The sequence below is a fragment of the Algoriphagus sp. genome (assembly GCF_024305035.1).
Classification (GTDB): Bacteria; Bacteroidota; Bacteroidia; order Cytophagales; family Cyclobacteriaceae; genus Algoriphagus.
Map to the genome: position 1 here is coordinate 51,955 of NZ_JAMWZB010000020.1, position 18,879 is coordinate 70,833.

The 18,879-nt window shown below is 43.3% G+C and carries 15 protein-coding genes; 6 read left to right on the forward strand and 9 right to left on the reverse strand.

Annotated elements, in window-relative coordinates:
- Positions 1-2 precede the first annotated feature (2 nt).
- The gene (locus Q0L00_RS12600; protein WP_297337238.1) at positions 3-509 is read left to right on the forward strand and encodes a GNAT family N-acetyltransferase; all 507 of its coding nucleotides are present in this window, start codon (positions 3-5) and stop codon (positions 507-509) included.
- Here Q0L00_RS12600 and Q0L00_RS12605 read toward each other — a convergent pair.
- Positions 501-1,622 (reverse strand): Gfo/Idh/MocA family oxidoreductase, encoded by a 1,122-nt coding sequence (locus Q0L00_RS12605; RefSeq protein ID WP_297337239.1) that lies wholly within the window; start codon positions 1,620-1,622, stop codon positions 501-503. The two genes, Q0L00_RS12600 and Q0L00_RS12605, sit on opposite strands and share 9 nt — an antisense overlap.
- 52 nt (positions 1,623-1,674) lie before the next feature.
- Complete coding sequence (locus Q0L00_RS12610; RefSeq protein WP_297337240.1) at positions 1,675-2,943, reverse strand: aspartate kinase; 1,269 nt, start codon at positions 2,941-2,943, stop codon at positions 1,675-1,677.
- A gap of 58 nt (positions 2,944-3,001) precedes the next feature.
- Here Q0L00_RS12610 and fbp point away from each other — a divergent pair, with 58 nt between their 5' ends.
- Both fbp and Q0L00_RS12620 read left to right on the forward strand, forming a co-directional pair.
- Positions 3,002-4,048 (forward strand): class 1 fructose-bisphosphatase, encoded by a 1,047-nt coding sequence (gene fbp, locus Q0L00_RS12615; RefSeq protein ID WP_297337241.1) that lies wholly within the window; start codon positions 3,002-3,004, stop codon positions 4,046-4,048.
- Positions 4,049-4,109: 61 nt separating this feature from the next.
- The gene (locus Q0L00_RS12620) at positions 4,110-5,291 is read left to right on the forward strand and encodes a PQQ-dependent sugar dehydrogenase (protein WP_297337242.1); all 1,182 of its coding nucleotides are present in this window, start codon (positions 4,110-4,112) and stop codon (positions 5,289-5,291) included.
- A gap of 58 nt (positions 5,292-5,349) precedes the next feature.
- Here the strand turns inward: Q0L00_RS12620 and Q0L00_RS12625 are convergent, their stop codons facing one another.
- Both Q0L00_RS12625 and Q0L00_RS12630 read right to left on the reverse strand, forming a co-directional pair.
- A complete protein-coding gene (locus Q0L00_RS12625) occupies positions 5,350-7,530 on the reverse strand; it encodes a DUF5916 domain-containing protein (RefSeq protein ID WP_297337243.1) in 2,181 nt (726 codons plus the stop codon).
- Positions 7,531-7,574: 44 nt separating this feature from the next.
- Positions 7,575-9,959, reverse strand: a complete 2,385-nt coding sequence (locus Q0L00_RS12630) for an outer membrane beta-barrel family protein (protein ID WP_297337244.1) — start codon at positions 9,957-9,959, stop codon at positions 7,575-7,577.
- A gap of 351 nt (positions 9,960-10,310) precedes the next feature.
- Between Q0L00_RS12630 and Q0L00_RS12635 the strand changes: the two genes are divergently transcribed.
- Positions 10,311-10,583, forward strand: a complete 273-nt coding sequence (locus Q0L00_RS12635; protein ID WP_297337245.1) for a hypothetical protein — start codon at positions 10,311-10,313, stop codon at positions 10,581-10,583.
- A gap of 25 nt (positions 10,584-10,608) precedes the next feature.
- On the opposite strand, the gene Q0L00_RS12640 is transcribed toward Q0L00_RS12635, so the two are convergent.
- The 4 genes from Q0L00_RS12640 to Q0L00_RS12655 all read right to left on the reverse strand — a co-directional run bounded on the left by Q0L00_RS12640 (position 10,609) and on the right by Q0L00_RS12655 (position 14,950).
- On the reverse strand, positions 10,609-11,565 hold the full coding sequence (locus Q0L00_RS12640; protein WP_297337246.1) for a calcium/sodium antiporter: 957 nt from the start codon (positions 11,563-11,565) through the stop codon (positions 10,609-10,611).
- A 139-nt stretch (positions 11,566-11,704) separates the two neighbouring features.
- On the reverse strand, positions 11,705-12,496 hold the full coding sequence (locus Q0L00_RS12645) for a tryptophan-rich sensory protein (RefSeq protein WP_297337247.1): 792 nt from the start codon (positions 12,494-12,496) through the stop codon (positions 11,705-11,707).
- Complete coding sequence (locus tag Q0L00_RS12650) at positions 12,493-13,878, reverse strand: mercuric reductase (protein WP_297337248.1); 1,386 nt, start codon at positions 13,876-13,878, stop codon at positions 12,493-12,495. The genes Q0L00_RS12645 and Q0L00_RS12650 overlap by 4 nt, the downstream gene beginning before the upstream one ends.
- Before the next feature lie 406 nt (positions 13,879-14,284).
- A complete protein-coding gene (locus tag Q0L00_RS12655; RefSeq protein ID WP_297337249.1) occupies positions 14,285-14,950 on the reverse strand; it encodes a DUF3575 domain-containing protein in 666 nt (221 codons plus the stop codon).
- Between the two features lie 80 nt (positions 14,951-15,030).
- Here Q0L00_RS12655 and Q0L00_RS12660 point away from each other — a divergent pair, with 80 nt between their 5' ends.
- Together Q0L00_RS12660 and Q0L00_RS12665 are read left to right on the forward strand one after the other, a co-directional pair.
- Complete coding sequence (locus Q0L00_RS12660; RefSeq protein WP_297337250.1) at positions 15,031-15,381, forward strand: hypothetical protein; 351 nt, start codon at positions 15,031-15,033, stop codon at positions 15,379-15,381.
- Positions 15,374-15,730 carry a hypothetical protein gene (locus tag Q0L00_RS12665; RefSeq protein ID WP_297337251.1) on the forward strand — a complete coding sequence of 119 codons (357 nt, stop codon included), beginning with the start codon at positions 15,374-15,376 and terminating at the stop codon, positions 15,728-15,730. The genes Q0L00_RS12660 and Q0L00_RS12665 overlap by 8 nt, the downstream gene beginning before the upstream one ends.
- 69 nt (positions 15,731-15,799) lie before the next feature.
- Here the strand turns inward: Q0L00_RS12665 and Q0L00_RS12670 are convergent, their stop codons facing one another.
- Entirely contained in the window at positions 15,800-18,730 is a 2,931-nt protein-coding gene (locus tag Q0L00_RS12670) for a prolyl oligopeptidase family serine peptidase (protein WP_297337252.1), read from the reverse strand.
- Positions 18,731-18,879: the final 149 nt, after the last annotated feature.

An 18,879-nucleotide genomic window follows, 5' to 3' on the forward strand; every position in this document is an offset into this window, starting at 1 on the left:
CGATGTCTATTGTAATCAGAGCTGCAAAAGTGGAAGATGTTCCCGTGATTTTGGAAATCAACAATTATGAGATCCTTCAGACTACGGTCAATTATGACATCGTTCCCAAGACTTTGGAAGAACAGCAAAACTGGTTTCACCAAAAAGCGAATGCAGGTTTTCCCATTTTAGTGGCAGAAATCAACGGCAAAGTCGAAGGGTTTGCCTTTTATGGAACTTTCCGGCCCAAATACGGATATCGGTTTACGGTCGAGCACTCGGTATATATCGGACCAGATTCCCGAGGAAAAGGTCTAGGCAGAAAGCTTATGAATCAACTCATCGGCATTGCCAGAGCGGCAGGTTATCATTCGATGGTTGGAGGAATCGACTCCTCCAACATGGGCAGCTTGGAATTCCACCGAAAACTTGGCTTCCGCGAAGTAGGTAGGTTCCAAGAAATCGGTCAAAAGTTTGATAAATGGCTGGATTTGATTTTTGTGCAGTTGCTTTTGGATGAATCAAACTAAGACCACTTTTTCTCCAGTCTTAACAGCTTCAAATATCGCTTCGATGATCCGCATATCCTTGAGACCTTCCCATCCATCCACCGGAATTTCGGCTTCTTTTCCATCCAGAATCATCGCTGCCATCTCATCCATTTGAGTGGTTTGATGGGTGACGTGGGGATGGTTCAATGGTCCTTCATGCGTACGCCCCTCAATCGGGCCATAGCCGGTCGAAGGTTGCATTTCAGCAAACCCCTTGATCCCGTTGAGATAAAATTTATCCAAGTAATTCATACTATAAGTCGAAAGGCAAGATGCGACCACTTCATCCGGAAATCCCATCTGAAAGGTGATCGTCTCATCAATCCCTTCCTTGAACTTGACCGGGTCGGTTTTAACTTCCTGAGCAGTCACCCAAAGCGGTTCCGAACCGATCATGTACCGTGCCCCATTGATGGAATAAATTCCAATATCCATCATCGCCCCACCTCCAGAAAGCACCGGATCTAGCCTCCACTGTGTAGGATCACCGATGATAAATCCGCTCAATCCTTGAAAAAATTTGATCTGTCCAAAATCGCCAGCTTTCCGCTTTCGCACCACGTCTAGCGTATTGGCTTCGAAGTGCATCCGGTACCCAATCAATAGCTTCACACCCATTTCATCACAAACGCGGATCATCTCTGCAGCATCGGCAGCAGTGGTTGCCATGGGTTTTTCACAGATGACATGTTTCCCTGCCCTTGCAGCTCGAATACTATGTTCCTTGTGCAATCCATTCGGCGTAATCACATAAACTGCATCGATATCTGGATTATCTTTAATTTGGTCAAAATTCTCGTAGTTGTAGCAGTTTTTATCCTCGATATTATATTCCCTTTTCCAAGACTCAATTTTTGATGGAGTCCCACTGACCAAACCGACCAATTTTGCCCGCTTGCAATCTTTCATCGCTTTGGCCACACGGGTTCCGTAGCTACCTAATCCCATAATCGCTACGCGGAGCGGTTTTTCATTTTGATAAAAAATGGGGTTTGACTGTGTTTTGGAAAAGCTAACCCTAGGAATAGTGGGTAAACTGAGCGCCAAGGCAGAAACGCCGGCTTTTTGGAGAAATGATCTTCTGGTTTTCATAGGTTTATCGGGTTAAAAATGAAATGTACTCATTTTTATAAAAAAAATCAGCCTAAATCGGCTTTCCCACCAATTGAAAAGTTGTCCGGGTGCGCTGCTCCAATAGGATCGTATAGCTTGCCGAAAAACCCCGAATCATTTCCTCCTCGGGATTTAAAATAGTCAACAGCTGCAAATTTTCGTTATACCTGACTTTAAAAATGGACGCCAACTTTTCAACTAATTTTTCCAGCTTGAAAAGCTGATAATCGATCACGATCGAAATCCCAATCGCGGACGTTTGAAGCAAATTTACTCGCAATTTGAGCAAATCCAGTTCCCGATAAACTTGATGAATATGCTGTTCTTCCACAAATGAAAAATCAGTTACCTGAAAAGTCACCAAAATCTGCCTGTCTTTGACAATCAAGGTAGGAGTGGGATTTGGCTTTCCGGAGCCGTAGATCTTCGTTCCTTTTGCTTCCGGGTTCAAAAAAGACTTCACAAAAAGCGGAATCGACTTATTTGCCAATGGTTTGATCGTTTTGGGATGAATGACAGAGGCTCCATAAAAAGTCATTTGGGCGGCTTGCTTGTAGTCGAGTTCATCAAAAAGGCGAGCAGCCGGAAATCGCTTGGGGTCCGCATTCAAAACCCCGGGTACATCCTTCCATATCGTCACGCTTTCAGCATCCAAACAAGCTGCTAAAATCGCCGCAGTAAAATCTGATCCCTCCCTCCCCAATGTTGTCGTCCGTCCTTTAGCATCAGCACCGATAAACCCCTGTGTCAAGACTGGAAATTGGTCCAATTTGGGCAAAAGCTGCGATTGACAAGCAACTCTGGTCCACCCCCAATCCACCTGGGCAAAGCGGAAATCTGAATTGGTCCGAATCAGTTCCCGAGCATCCTGCCAAAGCACAATCAATCCCTGAGCGCATAAGTACTCCATTACAATGGTTGTGGCAACCAACTCTCCAAAAGACACGACTTGATCATAAAACTCATCGTAATTTTCTTTGGTTAAAGGCCGTTCGACGGCTAATTTCAATTGGATAAACCAATTTTTAATTCTAGAAAAAACCGGATGATCCTGCTCAAACAATTCTTCACAGACTTTCAAGTGAAAGGTTTCTAAAATTGCACTTTTCGAATACCAATCTTCAGATTTTAATCGGAGATCAATAATTTCCTCCAGTGAATTTGTGGTTTTACCCATGGCTGAAACCACAATTACAAGATTTTTCCGCAATCGATTACGAAAAATATCAGCTAAGTTTTTGATAGAATCAGAATCTTTGACCGAAGCCCCGCCAAATTTGTAAACCGCTATTTTTGCCATAAGAAATATTTCCTAATTTTCGGAAGATATAAACCCAATAATTGCACTTTTCTAATTTATGAAAATTCTACCTTATCAGCCGGATCAAAGCGGAATGGCTTACTCGGTCGGGGTCACCCTGGATCGATTTATCAAACTCAAACAAAGCGATTTCCCTTTTGCCTCCGGCGAACTCTCCCAGCTTTTGCGGGATATCGCTTTGGCCGCCAAGATAGTCAATCGCGAAACGAATCGGGCCGGATTGGCTAATATCGGCGGAGCTTTTGGCCAAATCAATGTACAAGGCGAAGAGCAGCAAAAACTTGATGTTATTGCAAACATCCGATTTATGCGCGCTTTGAGCAAGGGTGGCGAAGTTTGCGCCATTGTTTCGGAAGAAGAAGACGCGGTGATTGATCTTCAAAACAATTCCGGGAAATATGTCGTAGCCATCGATCCGTTGGATGGTAGTTCAAATATTGACGTCAATATCAGTATCGGGACGATTTTTTCAATTTACCGCAGAAAAACACCCATTGGTTCTCCTATCCAAGAAGAGGATATCATGCAGCCGGGCAGTGAACAGGTAGCCGCGGGATATGTGCTGTATGGCTCCTCTACCATGCTCGTGTATACCACCGGATTTGGCGTAAACGGCTTCACTTATGAGGCGTCTTTGGGAGAATTTTTCCTTTCACACCCAGATATCCAGGCTCCGAAAGATGGAAAAATCTATTCCATTAATGAGGGCCTGGAAAAACAGTGGTTCTCTGAGATTAAGAAATACATTCAAACCTGCAAAGAACGCTACTACTCTGCCCGATATATTGGATCCTTGGTCGCTGATTTTCATCGAAATCTACTTAAAGGAGGGATTTACCTTTATCCGGGAACCCAAAAAAACCCGAGTGGCAAACTCAGGCTTTTGTATGAAGCCAATGCTTTGGCATTTATTGCTGAGCAGGCTGGGGCCAAAGCTTCGGATGGTTTTCAGCGGATTTTAGAGATTCAACCCACTTCCCTTCATCAGCGGACTCCACTTTTCATCGGCTCTGATACCATGGTCGATGAGGTACTCAGGTTGATCGCAAAATCCAATCAATCCATCTCCGCTTGGAACCTCTGAAAGGATTCCCATTGAGCTTTCCATGAGGATGTATTATCTTGTGAGCTTAAATACTGAATCTATGAAACTATCCCCCTATTATCCATTACTCTCGGGAGTAGTTGGAGCAGCTTTGCTTTTCTCTTGTGAGTCCAAAGAGGTCGATCAAGCGGTCTTGGAAGAGCAAGAGGAAACCGTGGATGCAACATTTGCGACACAAACAGATGAAATGCTGATCAAGCTTGATACCCTGTATTCGGATTTTGAAAGTCCATGGGGTATGACTTGGCTCCCTGACGGAAAAATGCTGATCACTGAACGAAAAGGAGAAATCTTAATTTTCGAAGATGATGCCTTTACCGGACAAAAAATCCAAGGACTTCCGGAGGTTCATGAAGTCAATCAAGCTGGACTGCTCGATGTCGCTATTCATCCAAAATACGATGAAAATGGCTGGATTTACCTCGCTTACGCCAAGCCTTTTCCAGATAATAAAGGAGCCTTGACGATTATGCGATTTAAGCTTGACGGAATCAATGCCATAGAACAGGAAGAACTGATCACTGCCATGCCCGAATGGGAAGGTGGACGACACTTCGGGAGCAGAATCGTATTTGACAATGAGGGATACCTTTATTTCTCCAACGGAGACAAAGGAAATAAGCCTGAAAACGCACAAGATCTGACCAATGCACACGGTAAAATCCACCGAATCCATGACGACGGAAGTATTCCTGCGGATAATCCATTTGTAGATGAAGAAGGCGCTGTTGGCTCCATTTGGACTTATGGAAACAGAAATCCACAAGGACTGGTTTACGACAAAGCCAATGATCGAATTTGGGAAGTAGAGCACGGACCACAAGGAGGTGATGAGCTCAACCTGATCCAAAAAGGGAAAAACTACGGTTGGCCGGTGATCACTTACGGCATTAATTACGATGGCACGCCGATTACTGAAATTACTGAAAAAGAAGGAATGGAGCAACCTGTGACTTACTATGTCCCCTCAATTGCAACTTGCGGAATGACCTTGGTGACTTCGGATAAATATCCCGCTTGGAAAGGTGATATTTTGATCGGAGCATTGGCCAAAATGCACATCAACCGGGTGGATATGGAAGGAACAGAGGCGCTTTCTCAGGAAGTAATGTTTCAAGACATCGGACGGGTAAGAACAGTTTCCGAAAGCCCTGATGGATACCTCTATGCGATCACCGAAGGGACTGGACTTTTGGTAAAGCTACTCCCTGTGAATGAATAATCCTTTTAAAATTGACAAAGGCTCTCAGAATTACGCTGGGAGCTTTTTTTTATGGCTATCAGACATTCCACCAATAGGTGAATTTCAGCACGATTGATCGGTTTTTGGTGTAAAAAGGAGCAGGAAGGTAATTATCCGTGTACACAATAAAGAGATCCGAAGCCGGCTGGAATCGCCACTGAAACCGGGTATTCAAATTGATATTTTCGATCTGTTCATTGTACTGGACAAATGCCGTGAAAAATAACGTATTGGTCATGGTCACATCCACTCGTGGACCGATCAGCCAAAAGTTGGTGGTTCCCCAGGGCTCAGGCAAAATGATCCGATTGTAATTGGTATTCATCGCGATGCTCACAAAGGGCTGAAAGCGATACCCCATCTCCGTGCTGACATTGTAGCGATTGCCATCGGCATAATAGCCTCCCATTCGGGTGGAAAAACTATAGGTAAATAAACTCTGTGGCTTGGACGCATACTCTGTCCCCCAAGCTCGCCAAGTATGATTGGTTCCTGCCGGGAGTGTTTGCCCAGAAAAATTGGTAGGGTCAAAGGGCCGCTGCAGTTTTACAAAATCATAGCCCGCCCACAGCATAAACGTACTTTGACTTCGCCATTTGACATTGTAGGCAGCAAAAGTGGTATTATCCGTTTGTTCCCCTTTGGTGTTAAAGAAAAAAGTCGTCCCTACATCCGGTCCATGACTTAGGATTTTTTCGCTTTTGGGAAACCAGCGATAGCCCAGTGTGGGTGAGATTTTGTAAAATCCGTTTCTGGGGACAAAACCTACTTCAGCCGTATAGTTTTCCGATACATACTCATGCTGCCAATTCCAGGTAAGATTTCCGGAAGCATACCTCAAGTTTGCTGCATGAACAAATCCATCCTGACTTCCATCCGGCCCAAAACTTTTTAGCAGCATGGCCTTTCCCGTCCACAGGTTATTGGAAGAGGCGAGATTATATTCAAGACCAAGGTTTCGATTATACTGACTGTAAATGGGATGCTCAGATTCAGGATTTGGATTGTAATTGAGTGACTGTTTATTGATTACAATTCCTGTAATATTGGAGCGGGCGCCTACTTGGCGTTGCAAAGCCATCACGGTGAAATTCTGGGATGGCAAACCTTCGGAATCTACTCCTCCTGTCTGCATATTCATCGCTCCGATTCTCCAGTCCTTGTTGATTTTTCCACTCAAGCGAGCACCAAACTCAATAGGTGAATTAAGGCCGATCCTCCTCGAGAAAAATGGCCGGATGGTATTGTATCCGAAATTGGCAAATAGGTCACCATTTTCAAGAAAAAACTGTCTCCGCTCGGGAAAAAACAATTCAAATCGATCCAGATTGGTCACTTGACGATCGACTTCAACTTGGGAAAAGTCCGGATTAACCGTCAAATCCAAATTCAAAGAGGAGGTCAAAGCAATCTTCGCATCCATCCCAAATTCCCTCCGGTATTGATTCTCTCCCCGATTTTCTTGGTCTTTGGAAATTCCACCCAATACGTACGGAATCACCGAAATATTAGCTCCCGCCTCCGGCGGCGCCTCATCCCAAACCAACACCCCTGTGTAGGCTAGCGAGGCCGAAGGAAACTGACGAGGGACCGGAGCCCAACCCGACTTTTCGGTAGTTTTCAGATCCAGTCGAGAAAAATTAATCCCCCATTCTTTGATCCCTTTTTTGTAGCGAATGGATTTAAAGGGAATGGCTGCCTCAAAGACCCATTTATCTTCGTAATTGGTGACTTTTGAGGTCCATTTATTATCCCAACTTAGATCTACCGAACCCCCATTAAACATAATCCCATCCCACTGAGCACCGGCCGCATTGGCACCAAAAGAAAACCCATTGGTCTGATCGTCAAACGGATCCATAAAAAGCAGGAAGTTGTCGTTTTTCCCAAAATTAAAATCCCGCCGAAGCGACTCGACCATATAAGGCCCCTCCACCGCGTGAAAATTCACCACGATCAAATACAAATTCTGATCATCATAAGTCATGCGGACGTCCGTTCTAACCTGGGCAAAACTGGTATCCATCGGCGTAATCATAAAAAAATCCGTCGCCACTTCGGCCTCTTGCCAAGCTTGCTCATTGAGCACTCCATCGATGACAATCGGAGAATTTGCTTTTTTCATAGTTAAGCGATAGCTGTCATTGATTTTCTGGGCCAAGAGCATTTGCGTAAATAGGAAAAAACCAAAACTTAGGGAAATTAACTTGGTAAGCATAGTGGGTGATTGCTGAGCGAAAGGATAGAAAAGGAAGAATTCAATTACTGATTAAATCGGTAAGAAAAGGTCAGGTTTAGCTGTCTTCTCACGAATTGGGAATCCCCTTCGGTAAAGAAATTTTCCCCTTCGATGATGAATCGGTTTCTGCGGGAATTGAAGATATCATTGGCTGTGAAAATCAATCTTCCCCGCTCTTGCAAAATCTGTTTGCTGGCTGACAGATCGATGAAGAAAATCCCCTTTCGAATCCCTTGAGCCGTTCGTTGTCTGGCATCATAATTCGCCCGAATTTGCAAATCCCAGCCATTTTCTAAAATAAATCGAGACGTTTGCCTGGCCAAAAACGAAGTGGTTTTAGCTTGGAAATCCGCCTGTACATTACTGCCATCAATATCCGCATGGAAGAAATTTAGGTTCAAGTCCAGCTTCCACCATTCCTTGAGCTGATAATCTGCGCTGAATTCTAAACCGAAGGATTGCTCCCCAGTCAAATTGTAGGGCAAAGTCGTAGCAAATCCCTCTTCATTGACCGTTCGAATCCGCTCGATTTTATCGGTGGTATTTCTAAAATAGGCAGTCGAAAAAAGCGTTCCCCCCTCAAAGTATTTGATATGGCCCAGTTCAAAGGCATCGGTAAATTCAGGATCCAGATCGGGATTGCCGCTGAAGAAATTTCGCTGATCAGAGAAGGTGACATAAGGACTCAAGTCGTTGTAAACCGGACGACGCACACGGCGAGAATAACTGAGCTGAAATGCATTTTCTTCAGAAATATTGTAGGTCAAGTGTGCACTTGGAAATAAGTTGGTGTACCTTCTAGGGTTCCGTTCATTGGTTTCAGCTAAAATGGTTTCTACATCGGTGTGTTCGGCTCTCAAGCCTGCCTGATAAGTAAAGTCGCCGGTTTTATTCCCCAAAATCCCGTAAGCGGCCAATATATTTTCATTGTAAAGAAAAATATTATCCAAACCTGGGATGGGCAGTAATTCACCGTTTTCGGTTTCTTCTGAAACGATAAAATCATTTTCCATTTCTCGGAAACTCGTCCGAATTCCTGTTTCAAATTTACCTTCCGAACCCAGCGGTTTTACATAGTCAAGCTGCAGTAAATATTGATTCTCAAATTCATCATTAATCGAGGTTTGCAATAAATTCTCGCCTAGAACTTCCTCTCCTTTGGGATCAAAGCGAAACTCAGTGAAAAGCTGATCGGAGTTTTCCCAATAATTCAGATAGGTCAAAGTCCCCGTGAGTTCATGCCCCTTTTCGGCAAACGTCCGCTTATAATTGACAGCTATTTCCGAATTAGGTTCCTTTTCCTTTTCGTCTTGCCTTCGAAGAGAGTAGCCTTGAAAATTTTCGAGCGAATTCAAGTAGTCCTCATAGCGAATGTCGGTAATGCGTCGTCCGTCCGTTCGTCTCCAGAGATAGGATGCAGTTAGAATACTCTGCTCAGAGAAAAAATAATCCAATCCACCGCGGATATTATTGTTCCAGCCTCGTAGCTCCCCGGAATTTGCCTGATTCAAAATCAAGGTATTTCCCCCTTCATAGACTTCTTGATACTGCTCACTGACATAGGGTTGATAGCGCCGGGCAAAACCGTAATTGATAAACCAGTTGATCCGGTTTTTCCGGTAGTTGAGATTGGTCGAAAAACCAAGATTCAAGGGATTTCCTGCGATTACTTCAAAGGAACCGTTGAAGCCCTGCTTGCTGTCTTTTTTCAGAATGATATTAATCACTCCCGCCATTCCCTCGGCTTCATATCGGGCCGAAGGATTGGTGATGACTTCGACCCGCTCCACGAGATTGGCCTGAAGCTGACGAAGGCCTGAGGAACCCTTGAAACTCACCAAACCCGAAGGCTTCCCATCAATCAGAATCCGAACATTTCCTGAGCCCCGAAGCGTAACATTTCCCTCCGGGTCGACTGCTACAGAGGGCAAATTCATCAAAATATCCGTAGCTGTTCCTCCTGCATTAGCCAGGTCCTTTCCCACATTGAAAATCCGCTTATCCAAGGAAAGCTCCATTAGCGTTTTTTCCCCTTGAACCACCACTTCCTCCAATTCTTTGTCCGAAGACTGAAGAAATAGGATTCCCAAATCCTGTTGTTTTTTTGAATTGGAAAGCTCAAAAAGTGGAGTTCGCCTTGACTCAAAACCCATAAATTCGATGAGGGCGTAAAATCTTCCATAGGGCAAGTCAATCGAGAAGTTACCGTTTTCCCCAGTTATTCCTCCTCCAATGAGGCTATCGGCTTCCGAATAAACTGCTACTGAAGCAAAAGGAAGGGCTTGTTTCGAATCCTGATCTTGAATTTCACCCAATAGCTTTCCTTGAGAATAGACGGAAAAACTGCCAAGCAGGGCAAAAGTGAATACGGCTAGAAATAACCGAAAGGGTAATTTTGGGGTCATCATAGGTTTATAGGCTGGGCTGGCAAATTAAACTTTACCAAATTAAGTAATGCAATTTAAATTTCTTTAAGCGGATTAAACCCCTAATTTTTATCAATGGCAAGAGGAAATTTTGAACCGACCAAAAGCGTGGTTCATCCTAAGAATCAGCAATCTAATTACTGACATTTACTGTCAATAATTAGATTAAACTTCGATCTATTTGTAAATTTATTTCCTTGACCATAGGATATAAATCCGGTGAATATGAGGAGAAAAAAACATAAACTCCATTTCCTCCGGATTTTGAAGCTATCCCAGTATTGGATATTGGGGTTGACGTCCAGCCTTTATTCAACATTTAAACCAATCACTATGACTTATCAAGAAAAAGTAAAAAATGCCTTTGGGGTTTTGGAAAATGCAAAAATCCAGGTTTTCATCGCCCTGGTAAATGTAGCTATGCATTCAGAGTTCAAAGCTATAGATGAGCTATTTGAGGAGGGGGAACAGTTTTCCTTTCGAAGCAGTGACTTTGACCATGCCCTAGATCCCAATATTCAAAGCCTTCAGCATGTAGTAAAATCCATTGAGATTGCAAAGAATCAAATGTTAGGATACAACGGAGCCAATAATCTCGACCTATAGGACAAGGGCTGATTTACTGAAGCGCTCAACGCTCCATTCCTACTAAATAACCCGTATATAACAAGTAGGTCGACAGCAAAATAAACGCTTCCCAGCGATCCAATTTTTTACGTTTTCCAGTAAACATCGCAAAAAACAAAAAGATCGTACCTCCCATTAAGATATAAATATCCGTGTTGAAAGAAGGATTAAATCCAAGGGGACGCACTAGGCCGCTGACACCCAAAATCAGGAAAATATTGAAAATATTGGATCCGATGATATTCCCGATAGCGATGTCAGTATTTTTCCGATAAGCAGCTACCACTGAAGTGGCTAGCTCGGGCAGTGAAGTGCCCGCTGCTACGATAGTCAAGCCGATGATTTTTTCGCTGACCCCCAGCGATTGGGCCATTGAGACCGCATTATCTACCACCAGTTTTCCACCTAAAACCAAACCAGCAAGCCCGATGATTATCAGGGTCCAAATTTTAAGTGTGGAATAGTCTTTCACCGCGATTATCTCCCCTCCTTCTTCGGATTTTAATTGGGTCGCGACGTAATACAAAAATGCTGCAAAGAGAACGAGTAAAATACCCGCATCAAATCGAGAAATTTCTCGTGTATCGTCAACGAAGTAATTATTGGCCAAGAAAAAAACCACAATCGCTGCCAAAAGGGAGTAGGGAATTTCCTTCCAAACCGTACTGGACTGTACTGAAAGCGGAATAATCAGTCCCGATAGCCCCAAAATCACAAAAAGGTTGAAATTATTGGAACCGATGATATTGCCAAAAACAATGTCCGGATAATTGCCCGAAGCAGCCACCACATTGACTACCAATTCCGGAGCAGAAGTGCCAAAAGCCACGATCGTCAGACCAATCGCTAAGTCTGAAACATTTCGTTTTTTGGCCAAGACAGAAGCTCCGTCCACGAGCCAATCGGCTCCTTTGACCAAAAGGACCAATCCGATAAGTAATAAGAGAATTGAAACTAGCATAAAGACGATAGGCGGTTAAGACTCCTTCAATAAATTGCGCAAATGTAGATGGAAAAAAGTCACATTTCAGTTAATAGTCTACATTTAATTTTTTTACTTTCCTCGTTTAGCTAATTTTTAATTAGCTGAAAATCAAATTTTAAGTAAAGTTCCTTGGATTGAAAGGATTGGATTTCCGGTTTTTGAATCCATGGTAAGAACTATAGAGAAATATCAACGCTGTACCGGCCAAGGCCGAAAATTGTAAGGATGGGATTTCTCCCCAATGTCTAACAGCAATAGCCACCAAAGCCCATACTCCCACCAAAGCAAATTCACGCATAGAGCGGGCATAAATCATCCACAAATTCAATCCTGTCGCCACTAAAATCATGATGATAGTATATGTGAGTTCGTCCAGTCCCCCTGTCCAACCTATCTTAGCCAGATAAGCCGAAAAATTGGCGATGGTAGCTACCGCAATCCAGCCTGAATAGAGGCATATTGGCCACCAAATCCAACCAATGATGAAGCGGGGTGCATGCCAGCGCTCCATATTCAGCCGTAGAATGATCATAACCAAAGAAGCTAAAATTCCCAGCATAATCACTACGCTCCATCCTGTCTGCTCAGTCAGCCAAAACCAAAGCCAAGCACCATTGAGCAGATTGGCAAGAATCAAAAAAGGTCCCATTTGGAAGATATATTGGCTTTCACCCTGACTGAAAGCGGACTTGACCAGGTAAATCGCTTGAGCAGTCAAACTCAAAAATATCAAACCCCAAATCGAAAAAGCATAGGATGCAGGTGTAAAGAAGTTTTCATATTCCCTGCTCAAAGAGCCCACTGTATTGCCGTTGATTCCGACCGAGTTGACCCGGTAATTCCAAAACATGAGTGCCAATAAGACTACCAAATTGATGATTGCGAGGACTTTTTGAGACTTTTTCATTGTTTGAGAGTCTGGAGGGATTGTAAAAGCGTAGGAATTAATTCTGTAACCGTGGGATGAGTAAAAACTCCATTCTTCAGTACATCAACATGCAATTTTCCATACATGGCTGTAAGGAATATACCGATGATTTCGTCTGCACCTGGTCCACAAATCATTGCACCTGCAATCAAGCCACTTTTCTCTTCGACCAAAACCTCCATTTTCCCCTGCGTTTCCCCCTTTTCTTTGGCTCGATTGATTTGGGACATGGGCATTTCAGCAAATAAGAAACTTTCATTCGAGCTTAGAGCTTGAGTTTTAGTGATGCCGGCCCTCGCAAACGGTGGGTCGATATAAAGGGCGTAATTGAGGATACGATCGCTGATTTTTTTCTTCTTGGATCCGCTGATATGGTCTTTGATGATTTCGAAGTCATGGTAGGCGGTATGGGTAAAGGCCCCTTTTCCATTACAGTCTCCCAATGCATAAATACCCGATATAGTAGTTTCCAATTTTTCATTGACGGGGATAAAGCCCTTTTCATCTGGCGTGAGGTGAACTAGTTCGAGTTGAAGTAGGTCCGTGTTGGGCTGTCTTCCGGTGGCCAAGAGTAAATGGCTTCCCCGGACTGCTTTTTTTTCTCCATGGCAATCCATCTGAACTTCCACCTGGGATTTGCCCCAATTTTTCCCGGAGAGACAATTGGATTGAAGTTCAAATTGAATTCCTTCTTTCTCTAAGATTTCCTGGACAAGTCGCGAGTGCAAAGGATCTTCTTGATGGATGATTCGCTCACCCTTTTCCAAAACGGTTACCTGGCTGCCAAGTCTTTTGAAAATCTGGGCAAACTCCAATCCCACATAACTTCCCCCCACAATCAAGAGATGTTCTGGAATTTCTTGTAACTCCAAAATGCTTTCATTGGTTAAGTAACGGGTATTCTCAAAACCAGGAATAATCCGAGGCCTCGTACCGACATTGATGTAGATTTTTTTGGCTTCAAGGTGATCATCTCCAGCCTGGATCAGGTTGGGTTGGAGAAATTTCCCTACTCCATTGAATACCTTGATTTGCTTATTCTCCTCTAGTCCCTGCTGAAGGCCCGCTCGTGTAGAATTGATGAGATTTTCTTTGTGCTGCCAAATTTGCTTCAGGTCGATTTCCAGAGTGGTTGATGTATAAATACCCAAACGTTTGGAAAGGGTTAGTTCCCATGCTCGTCTAGCCGAGGCAACGTAGGTTTTGGTAGGAGTGCAGCCCGTATTGACACAGGTACCGCCCAATTTTCCCTTTTCGACTAGTGCCACTTTTTCGCCTTGAGCAGCGAGAAAAAAAGCGAGGGGATTCCCTGCTTGGCCTGAGCCGATAATGATCGAGTCAAAAGTAATGTCAGGTTTCATGCTAAAAGTGATGGGTATATTTTTAATCTAGGAATTTGAAAGGGTTTTTAAAAGAAAAGAAAAATTTAATTGAAAAAAATAGCCTTATGCTCTTCATCGATATGAAATAAAATTGAAGTTTTCTTTGGTAAAATTCCATTTTTAAATTGCGTAGGTGTATTGGCTGCGACATTTCATCGACTTGTTCGATACCAGTTTAGTTTAGGGTATCATGAAACAATGACCATCGAAGAAGATGGATTTCTCACCCATTAGAATCTTAAAAACTGAGGAAAAAACAATCAACCTACCCAAAAAAGCAACAGCTGAGCATCGAGAAATGTCCGATGAGGCGAAATTGAAAATGTATCTAAAATTAAAGGAAGACTTAGAAAGCGAACGCTTGATTTAAAAAGCCCTAGTCCATTCAATCCAAGTCCCCTGTCAAAATCCCCACCTTGATTCCAATCGTAAGATGAGGTACAGTATCCCAGCCCGTAAAGCGGTAGCGCTCCGCAAAGGGGTTTCCAATTTCAAAAAATTCCCGGTTTTGAAATTCTGCTAATTCTAAAACTTCAACGTCACGATACCTGCATCGTATTCCCAAACCTCCATACATGTCCATCACAAGATTTTTGGAAATAAAAAGCTGCTTCCCAAACTTCAATCCTCCTCCAAATACCTGAAATTCTATCCGGGCCCGATTATAGTGGATTTCTCGTTTGAATGGCATATAATGGTCGTCAATACGAATAAAATCCTTATTGACCACAAAAAAATCAATCGCCCAATAGTATTTTTTCGAATAGAACTTGAGCTCACTTTTACTCCTCCAAATCCTAAAATCCTCATTTTTCCCTCTTCCGGCTTTCATTCCGAATAGTCCCCCATTCACTCCTAATTCCGATTGAATGCTGACTTCATTGCTAAAAAAATACTCTAATCCCCCCTGTATGATTATCGTCTCCGGTTCAAAGAAACTCAATGGTGATACTTTGACCAAGAGCTGCTTTTCCAAGCCTAGATCCTGCTGAGCAAAAAGGGAATAGCTTGAGAGCAGAAGAAAAAATGTTAAAATAATTCGTAACATCATAGTTTAGACAAGAGTAATAAATCTAAGGAGAGTTTTAGAATATTATTAACTTAGGAGAAATATGATCTAAAAGTTCTAGTATGATTGGATTTGAGATTTCTTTTAAAGATGAAAAATTAATTGCTGCCGAGACGGGGAGCACATTTTTGATTTTCACCCGGGTCAAAATTAACGGTCGAGATGAGTTGGATCTTTCTGTGACGGGTTCCAGCTATAATTTTGATTTTCGCTCTGTGTGGGGACAATGGAATCTAAAGGAAGGTGACGAGCTTGAAATTAAGGTAGTTGAAACAGAGGAAGCCACAGAGCCAACTAAAAGACACCCCAAGGAGAAAAGCAAGAAATCGGTCCTAGAGTCCAAGCTGTGGTCTTTCAGGGATCTTCAAAAAAAATTGCTCGAAAAAGGATTAATCGACATTGAAAATGACTGAATTGGATCAAGATAAGATTTTAGCTTTTGAATTTAAAAGTAAAAAAGAGCAGATCGTTTTTGGCTTGGAAAATGGGGTTTTTACTGCAATTTTTGAATCGATTCACAATCCGCATCGAAAGGCACTGCAAATCAGTTTAGGAGGCTTAAATGAGGCTGATGAACATCTTGATTGGCTAAAAAGGCCCTTGGAAATCGGTGAAAAATTTGAATTCAAAGTTGTCCGCGCTTCTCCCGCTCAGGTTTCCGAGCCATTGTCAAAACGAAAATCAGCTCCCCCTACCGATGGACAATTACTACAAGTTTACCACGATCTAAAAAAAGAACTGAAAGAAGCAGGTCTCATCTAAACCCAAAAATCCCCCGAATATTCAACCGGGGGATTTTTCTTACTACTTGTATTTAGTCTCTAGTATCTGTCAAAAAGCTCTTTCCTTCAGATGCTCATCCAAGTCCAATAAATTCACTCCGCTTTTCCACCAGTCGGGAGCAGCCTCGCCTTTGAGATGATGGTCGAAAAATTCCATCATCCGCACACTGTAGTCTTTTCGGTTTTCCAGCTTGCTGAGTCCATGATTTTCGCCTTTGTACTGCATCATCACCACCGGTTTTTTCAAGCGACGAAGAGCGGAATAATATTCGATTCCCTGGGTAAAGTCTACGGCACCGTCCTTGTCATTGTGGAGCAACAAAAGCGGAGTTTTGACATTTTTCACGTGATAAACCGGACTGTTTCGCTCATAGGCTTCCCAGTTTTCCCAAGGTGCTCCTCGGAATCTCCCCTGTGAAGCTTCAAAGATAGACATATTTCCCCCACCCGAATTCCAGTAAATCAAGTCATACATAGAAATCATATTGGTCAGTGGCGCACCTGCGGCGGCGGCCTTAAACATATCCGTCTGTGTGATCAGGAAGGAAGTTTGGTAACCGCCCCAAGAGTGACCGTGAATACCGATATTGTTTTCATCGATCACCCCGGTTTTGATCGCTTCCTTCACGGCAGGAATCACACACCAAACGGCCGACATTCCCGGATCGTCCAGCTTGTAAACGATATCCGGAATGAAGACCGCAAACCCATTGGAGGTATAAACGCCGGGATTCCAACCTGTCCCTCCATAGCCCGGATTGGACCAATTGTGGCGGGTTTGGGAGAGTTTTTCGTAATAGTAAACTACTGTGGGATATTTTTTTCCTTCTTGATACCCTGCGGGTAAAAAGAGTGTGCCCTGAAGTTTGTCGCCCTTATCGGAGACATAATCCACGAGCATGGTTCCGGATGACCAAGCGTATTTTCCAGCATCCGGCGCATTTTCCGTCGCCTGTATCGGATTTGTCAAAGAAGCATCCGTCAAGTAGATTTGGGTGGGTTCATTGAATTTTTCTTTGGAAAAATAATAGACATCCGCATTCTTGGCTTTGGAGAGATTACCCACATTGGCATCTTCCCAAATCAAAACCTCAGCACCTGGATTCATTCCCCCTCTCCGTGCCGGAGTGAGTTTAGCGATTCCACTTTTCTTGGTCCATTCGCCATACATGCGGATGAAAGCAGGCTTACTCAGGTCAATCCCCTTCTCCTCTGGGTCTAAAGTAAATCGGTATTGATAGCGAACCTGATCCGTTTTGCCGTTGACAGTAAGGTTGACGGGGGTTTCTTTGGATTCGGTAACAGGAATTTGCCAGATATCCCAACCGTCCCGGATGAGTACGTATTTGCTATCCGAACTCCAGCCCAATGCTCCATAAAGCGGCTTTTCGATATTGTGGTCATCCTCTACATTGACGAAAGAAACCGGCATGCCTTCGGTAATATTTCGGCTTTGTCCTGAAGGAATGTCATAAATGTAGTAATGTCCATCGAGACCATAAATCAATTTCGTACCATCTGGAGATTCCCTCGGGAAAGAGGAATAATTAGGAAGATAAAATTCAGTGAATAGCTCCTCCTTTTCTCCGGTTTTCAGATCCACGATGTAAAAATCCCGATAGCTTTGCCCATTTAGATTTCCATCCAATTCATAGGCTTGCAGATCTGAACCCAACGCATAGCGTTCCTTGTCCAAGATATTCAATTCACGCATGCTACTATCCTGAAGTTGAATATGCTTCGCTGCATTGACATCGTACATCGCCCAGAAACTGTAGTTTTTATCCTGGTTTTGCATGACCTGCTGTCGGGACTGCAGACGACTATCATTCCAGTGCCAGATCGTCATGTCTGGTGTGTCGGCCTCATCGCCTTTTTTATCTTTCACCTTCCCAGAATCCAATTTGGCGATCGCTTTTTGCAAATCGGAGATAGATTTGATCGTGGTGTCGGCCATGATTTTTTTCATGACTTCCGCTTCAGCCTGTTTAACAGAGTCCTGATCCACTTCCTTTTTGGCTTCCTCTTTTTCCGCTAAAACCAAGGGGTGAATTCCATAAAACAGTCGAGTCAAATCCTCCGCCCACATCGGACTTCTGTTTTGGGAAATGGTATAAGCCGGATCAAAATTGACTGAATCCTTTTCTGGATTATACACCGTCACTTGAGGATCGGCTAGGTTTTTCACCCCGATGACCTGTCCCTTATCCTGCTTGTATTTTTTGTCTTTAATAAGTTTCAAGGCAGCAAAAGCCTCACCCTTTTCAGTCCAATTAAGTGAACGGTAAGAAGCTTTGTCCGAGTCGAGAATTTGAATGCTATTGGCGGGGACATTCATCAGATAAAGCCCATTGCCGGACTGATTGGCCGCATCGACGGTGTAGGCGAGATAATTTCCCGCTTTGTTGAAAGAAAAATCAGCGACATTTCCGATGTTCTGGGCTTTTTCGGTTGCTAGATGATAAATCAGCAAATCTGAGCCTCGGGCATCACCATTGCCTTCTTTGGATAGGTTAATGGCCAAGACGCTGGAAGCTTCTCCATTGAAAGAATAATTGGATACATTTTCAAATTCCTTTTTGTCTTCGGTTCCCAACTTGATCAGAATTGCCTTGTTCTTCAAAGCCTTGCCTTTGTTTTTTTCATTGGCTTTTTTCTGAGCAAACGTGGGGTATTCGGTATAGACAAACCATTTCCCATCCTCACTGAATTGCATGGAGGGGTAGTTGGTCGAACCGATTTTAAAGGTCTTTTTACTGGAATCATCCCCAACTTTCTGGAGGATGATCTCAGCGTCACCTTCGGTCTGAACGAGGCCAAATGCTTGCCACTGACCGTCGAGAGAGAGTCGAAATGATTGCCCGGGCATGTATTTCCAAGTAGCAATATCCTGCCAGGAGATGGGGTCTTTTTCTTGGGCCAATGCGGAGCTGGCAATCAGGAAAAGTACCCAAATTGTGAGTAGGTGTTTTTTGATCATTAGGAATTCTTTTTTCTGAAGCAGTAAAATAAGGAAAATAACACACAGTACTGAGTGATATCATAGAAATGGTCGAAAAAAGCAATATTGTTGCGCCTTATTTTTCCTATTGAGGCATGGCAAAAAGACCAAGAGCTCGTTTGAATAGA

What these genes read in the sequence shown, in the direction of transcription:
- Q0L00_RS12600 (WP_297337238.1), top strand. Translation starts at nt 3, where the DNA reads ATGTCTATTGTAATCAGAGCTGCAAAAGTGGAAGATGTTCCCGTGATT.
- Q0L00_RS12605 (WP_297337239.1), bottom strand. Translation starts at nt 1,622, where the DNA reads ATGAAAACCAGAAGATCATTTCTCCAAAAAGCCGGCGTTTCTGCCTTG.
- Q0L00_RS12660 (WP_297337250.1), top strand. Translation starts at nt 15,031, where the DNA reads ATGATTGGATTTGAGATTTCTTTTAAAGATGAAAAATTAATTGCTGCC.
- Q0L00_RS12655 (WP_297337249.1), bottom strand. Translation starts at nt 14,950, where the DNA reads ATGATGTTACGAATTATTTTAACATTTTTTCTTCTGCTCTCAAGCTAT.
- fbp (WP_297337241.1), top strand. Translation starts at nt 3,002, where the DNA reads ATGAAAATTCTACCTTATCAGCCGGATCAAAGCGGAATGGCTTACTCG.
- Q0L00_RS12630 (WP_297337244.1), bottom strand. Translation starts at nt 9,959, where the DNA reads ATGATGACCCCAAAATTACCCTTTCGGTTATTTCTAGCCGTATTCACT.
- Q0L00_RS12625 (WP_297337243.1), bottom strand. Translation starts at nt 7,530, where the DNA reads ATGCTTACCAAGTTAATTTCCCTAAGTTTTGGTTTTTTCCTATTTACG.
- Q0L00_RS12620 (WP_297337242.1), top strand. Translation starts at nt 4,110, where the DNA reads ATGAAACTATCCCCCTATTATCCATTACTCTCGGGAGTAGTTGGAGCA.
- Q0L00_RS12665 (WP_297337251.1), top strand. Translation starts at nt 15,374, where the DNA reads ATGACTGAATTGGATCAAGATAAGATTTTAGCTTTTGAATTTAAAAGT.
- Q0L00_RS12650 (WP_297337248.1), bottom strand. Translation starts at nt 13,878, where the DNA reads ATGAAACCTGACATTACTTTTGACTCGATCATTATCGGCTCAGGCCAA.
- Q0L00_RS12610 (WP_297337240.1), bottom strand. Translation starts at nt 2,943, where the DNA reads ATGGCAAAAATAGCGGTTTACAAATTTGGCGGGGCTTCGGTCAAAGAT.
- Q0L00_RS12645 (WP_297337247.1), bottom strand. Translation starts at nt 12,496, where the DNA reads ATGAAAAAGTCTCAAAAAGTCCTCGCAATCATCAATTTGGTAGTCTTA.
- Q0L00_RS12635 (WP_297337245.1), top strand. Translation starts at nt 10,311, where the DNA reads ATGACTTATCAAGAAAAAGTAAAAAATGCCTTTGGGGTTTTGGAAAAT.
- Q0L00_RS12640 (WP_297337246.1), bottom strand. Translation starts at nt 11,565, where the DNA reads ATGCTAGTTTCAATTCTCTTATTACTTATCGGATTGGTCCTTTTGGTC.
- Q0L00_RS12670 (WP_297337252.1), bottom strand. Translation starts at nt 18,730, where the DNA reads ATGATCAAAAAACACCTACTCACAATTTGGGTACTTTTCCTGATTGCC.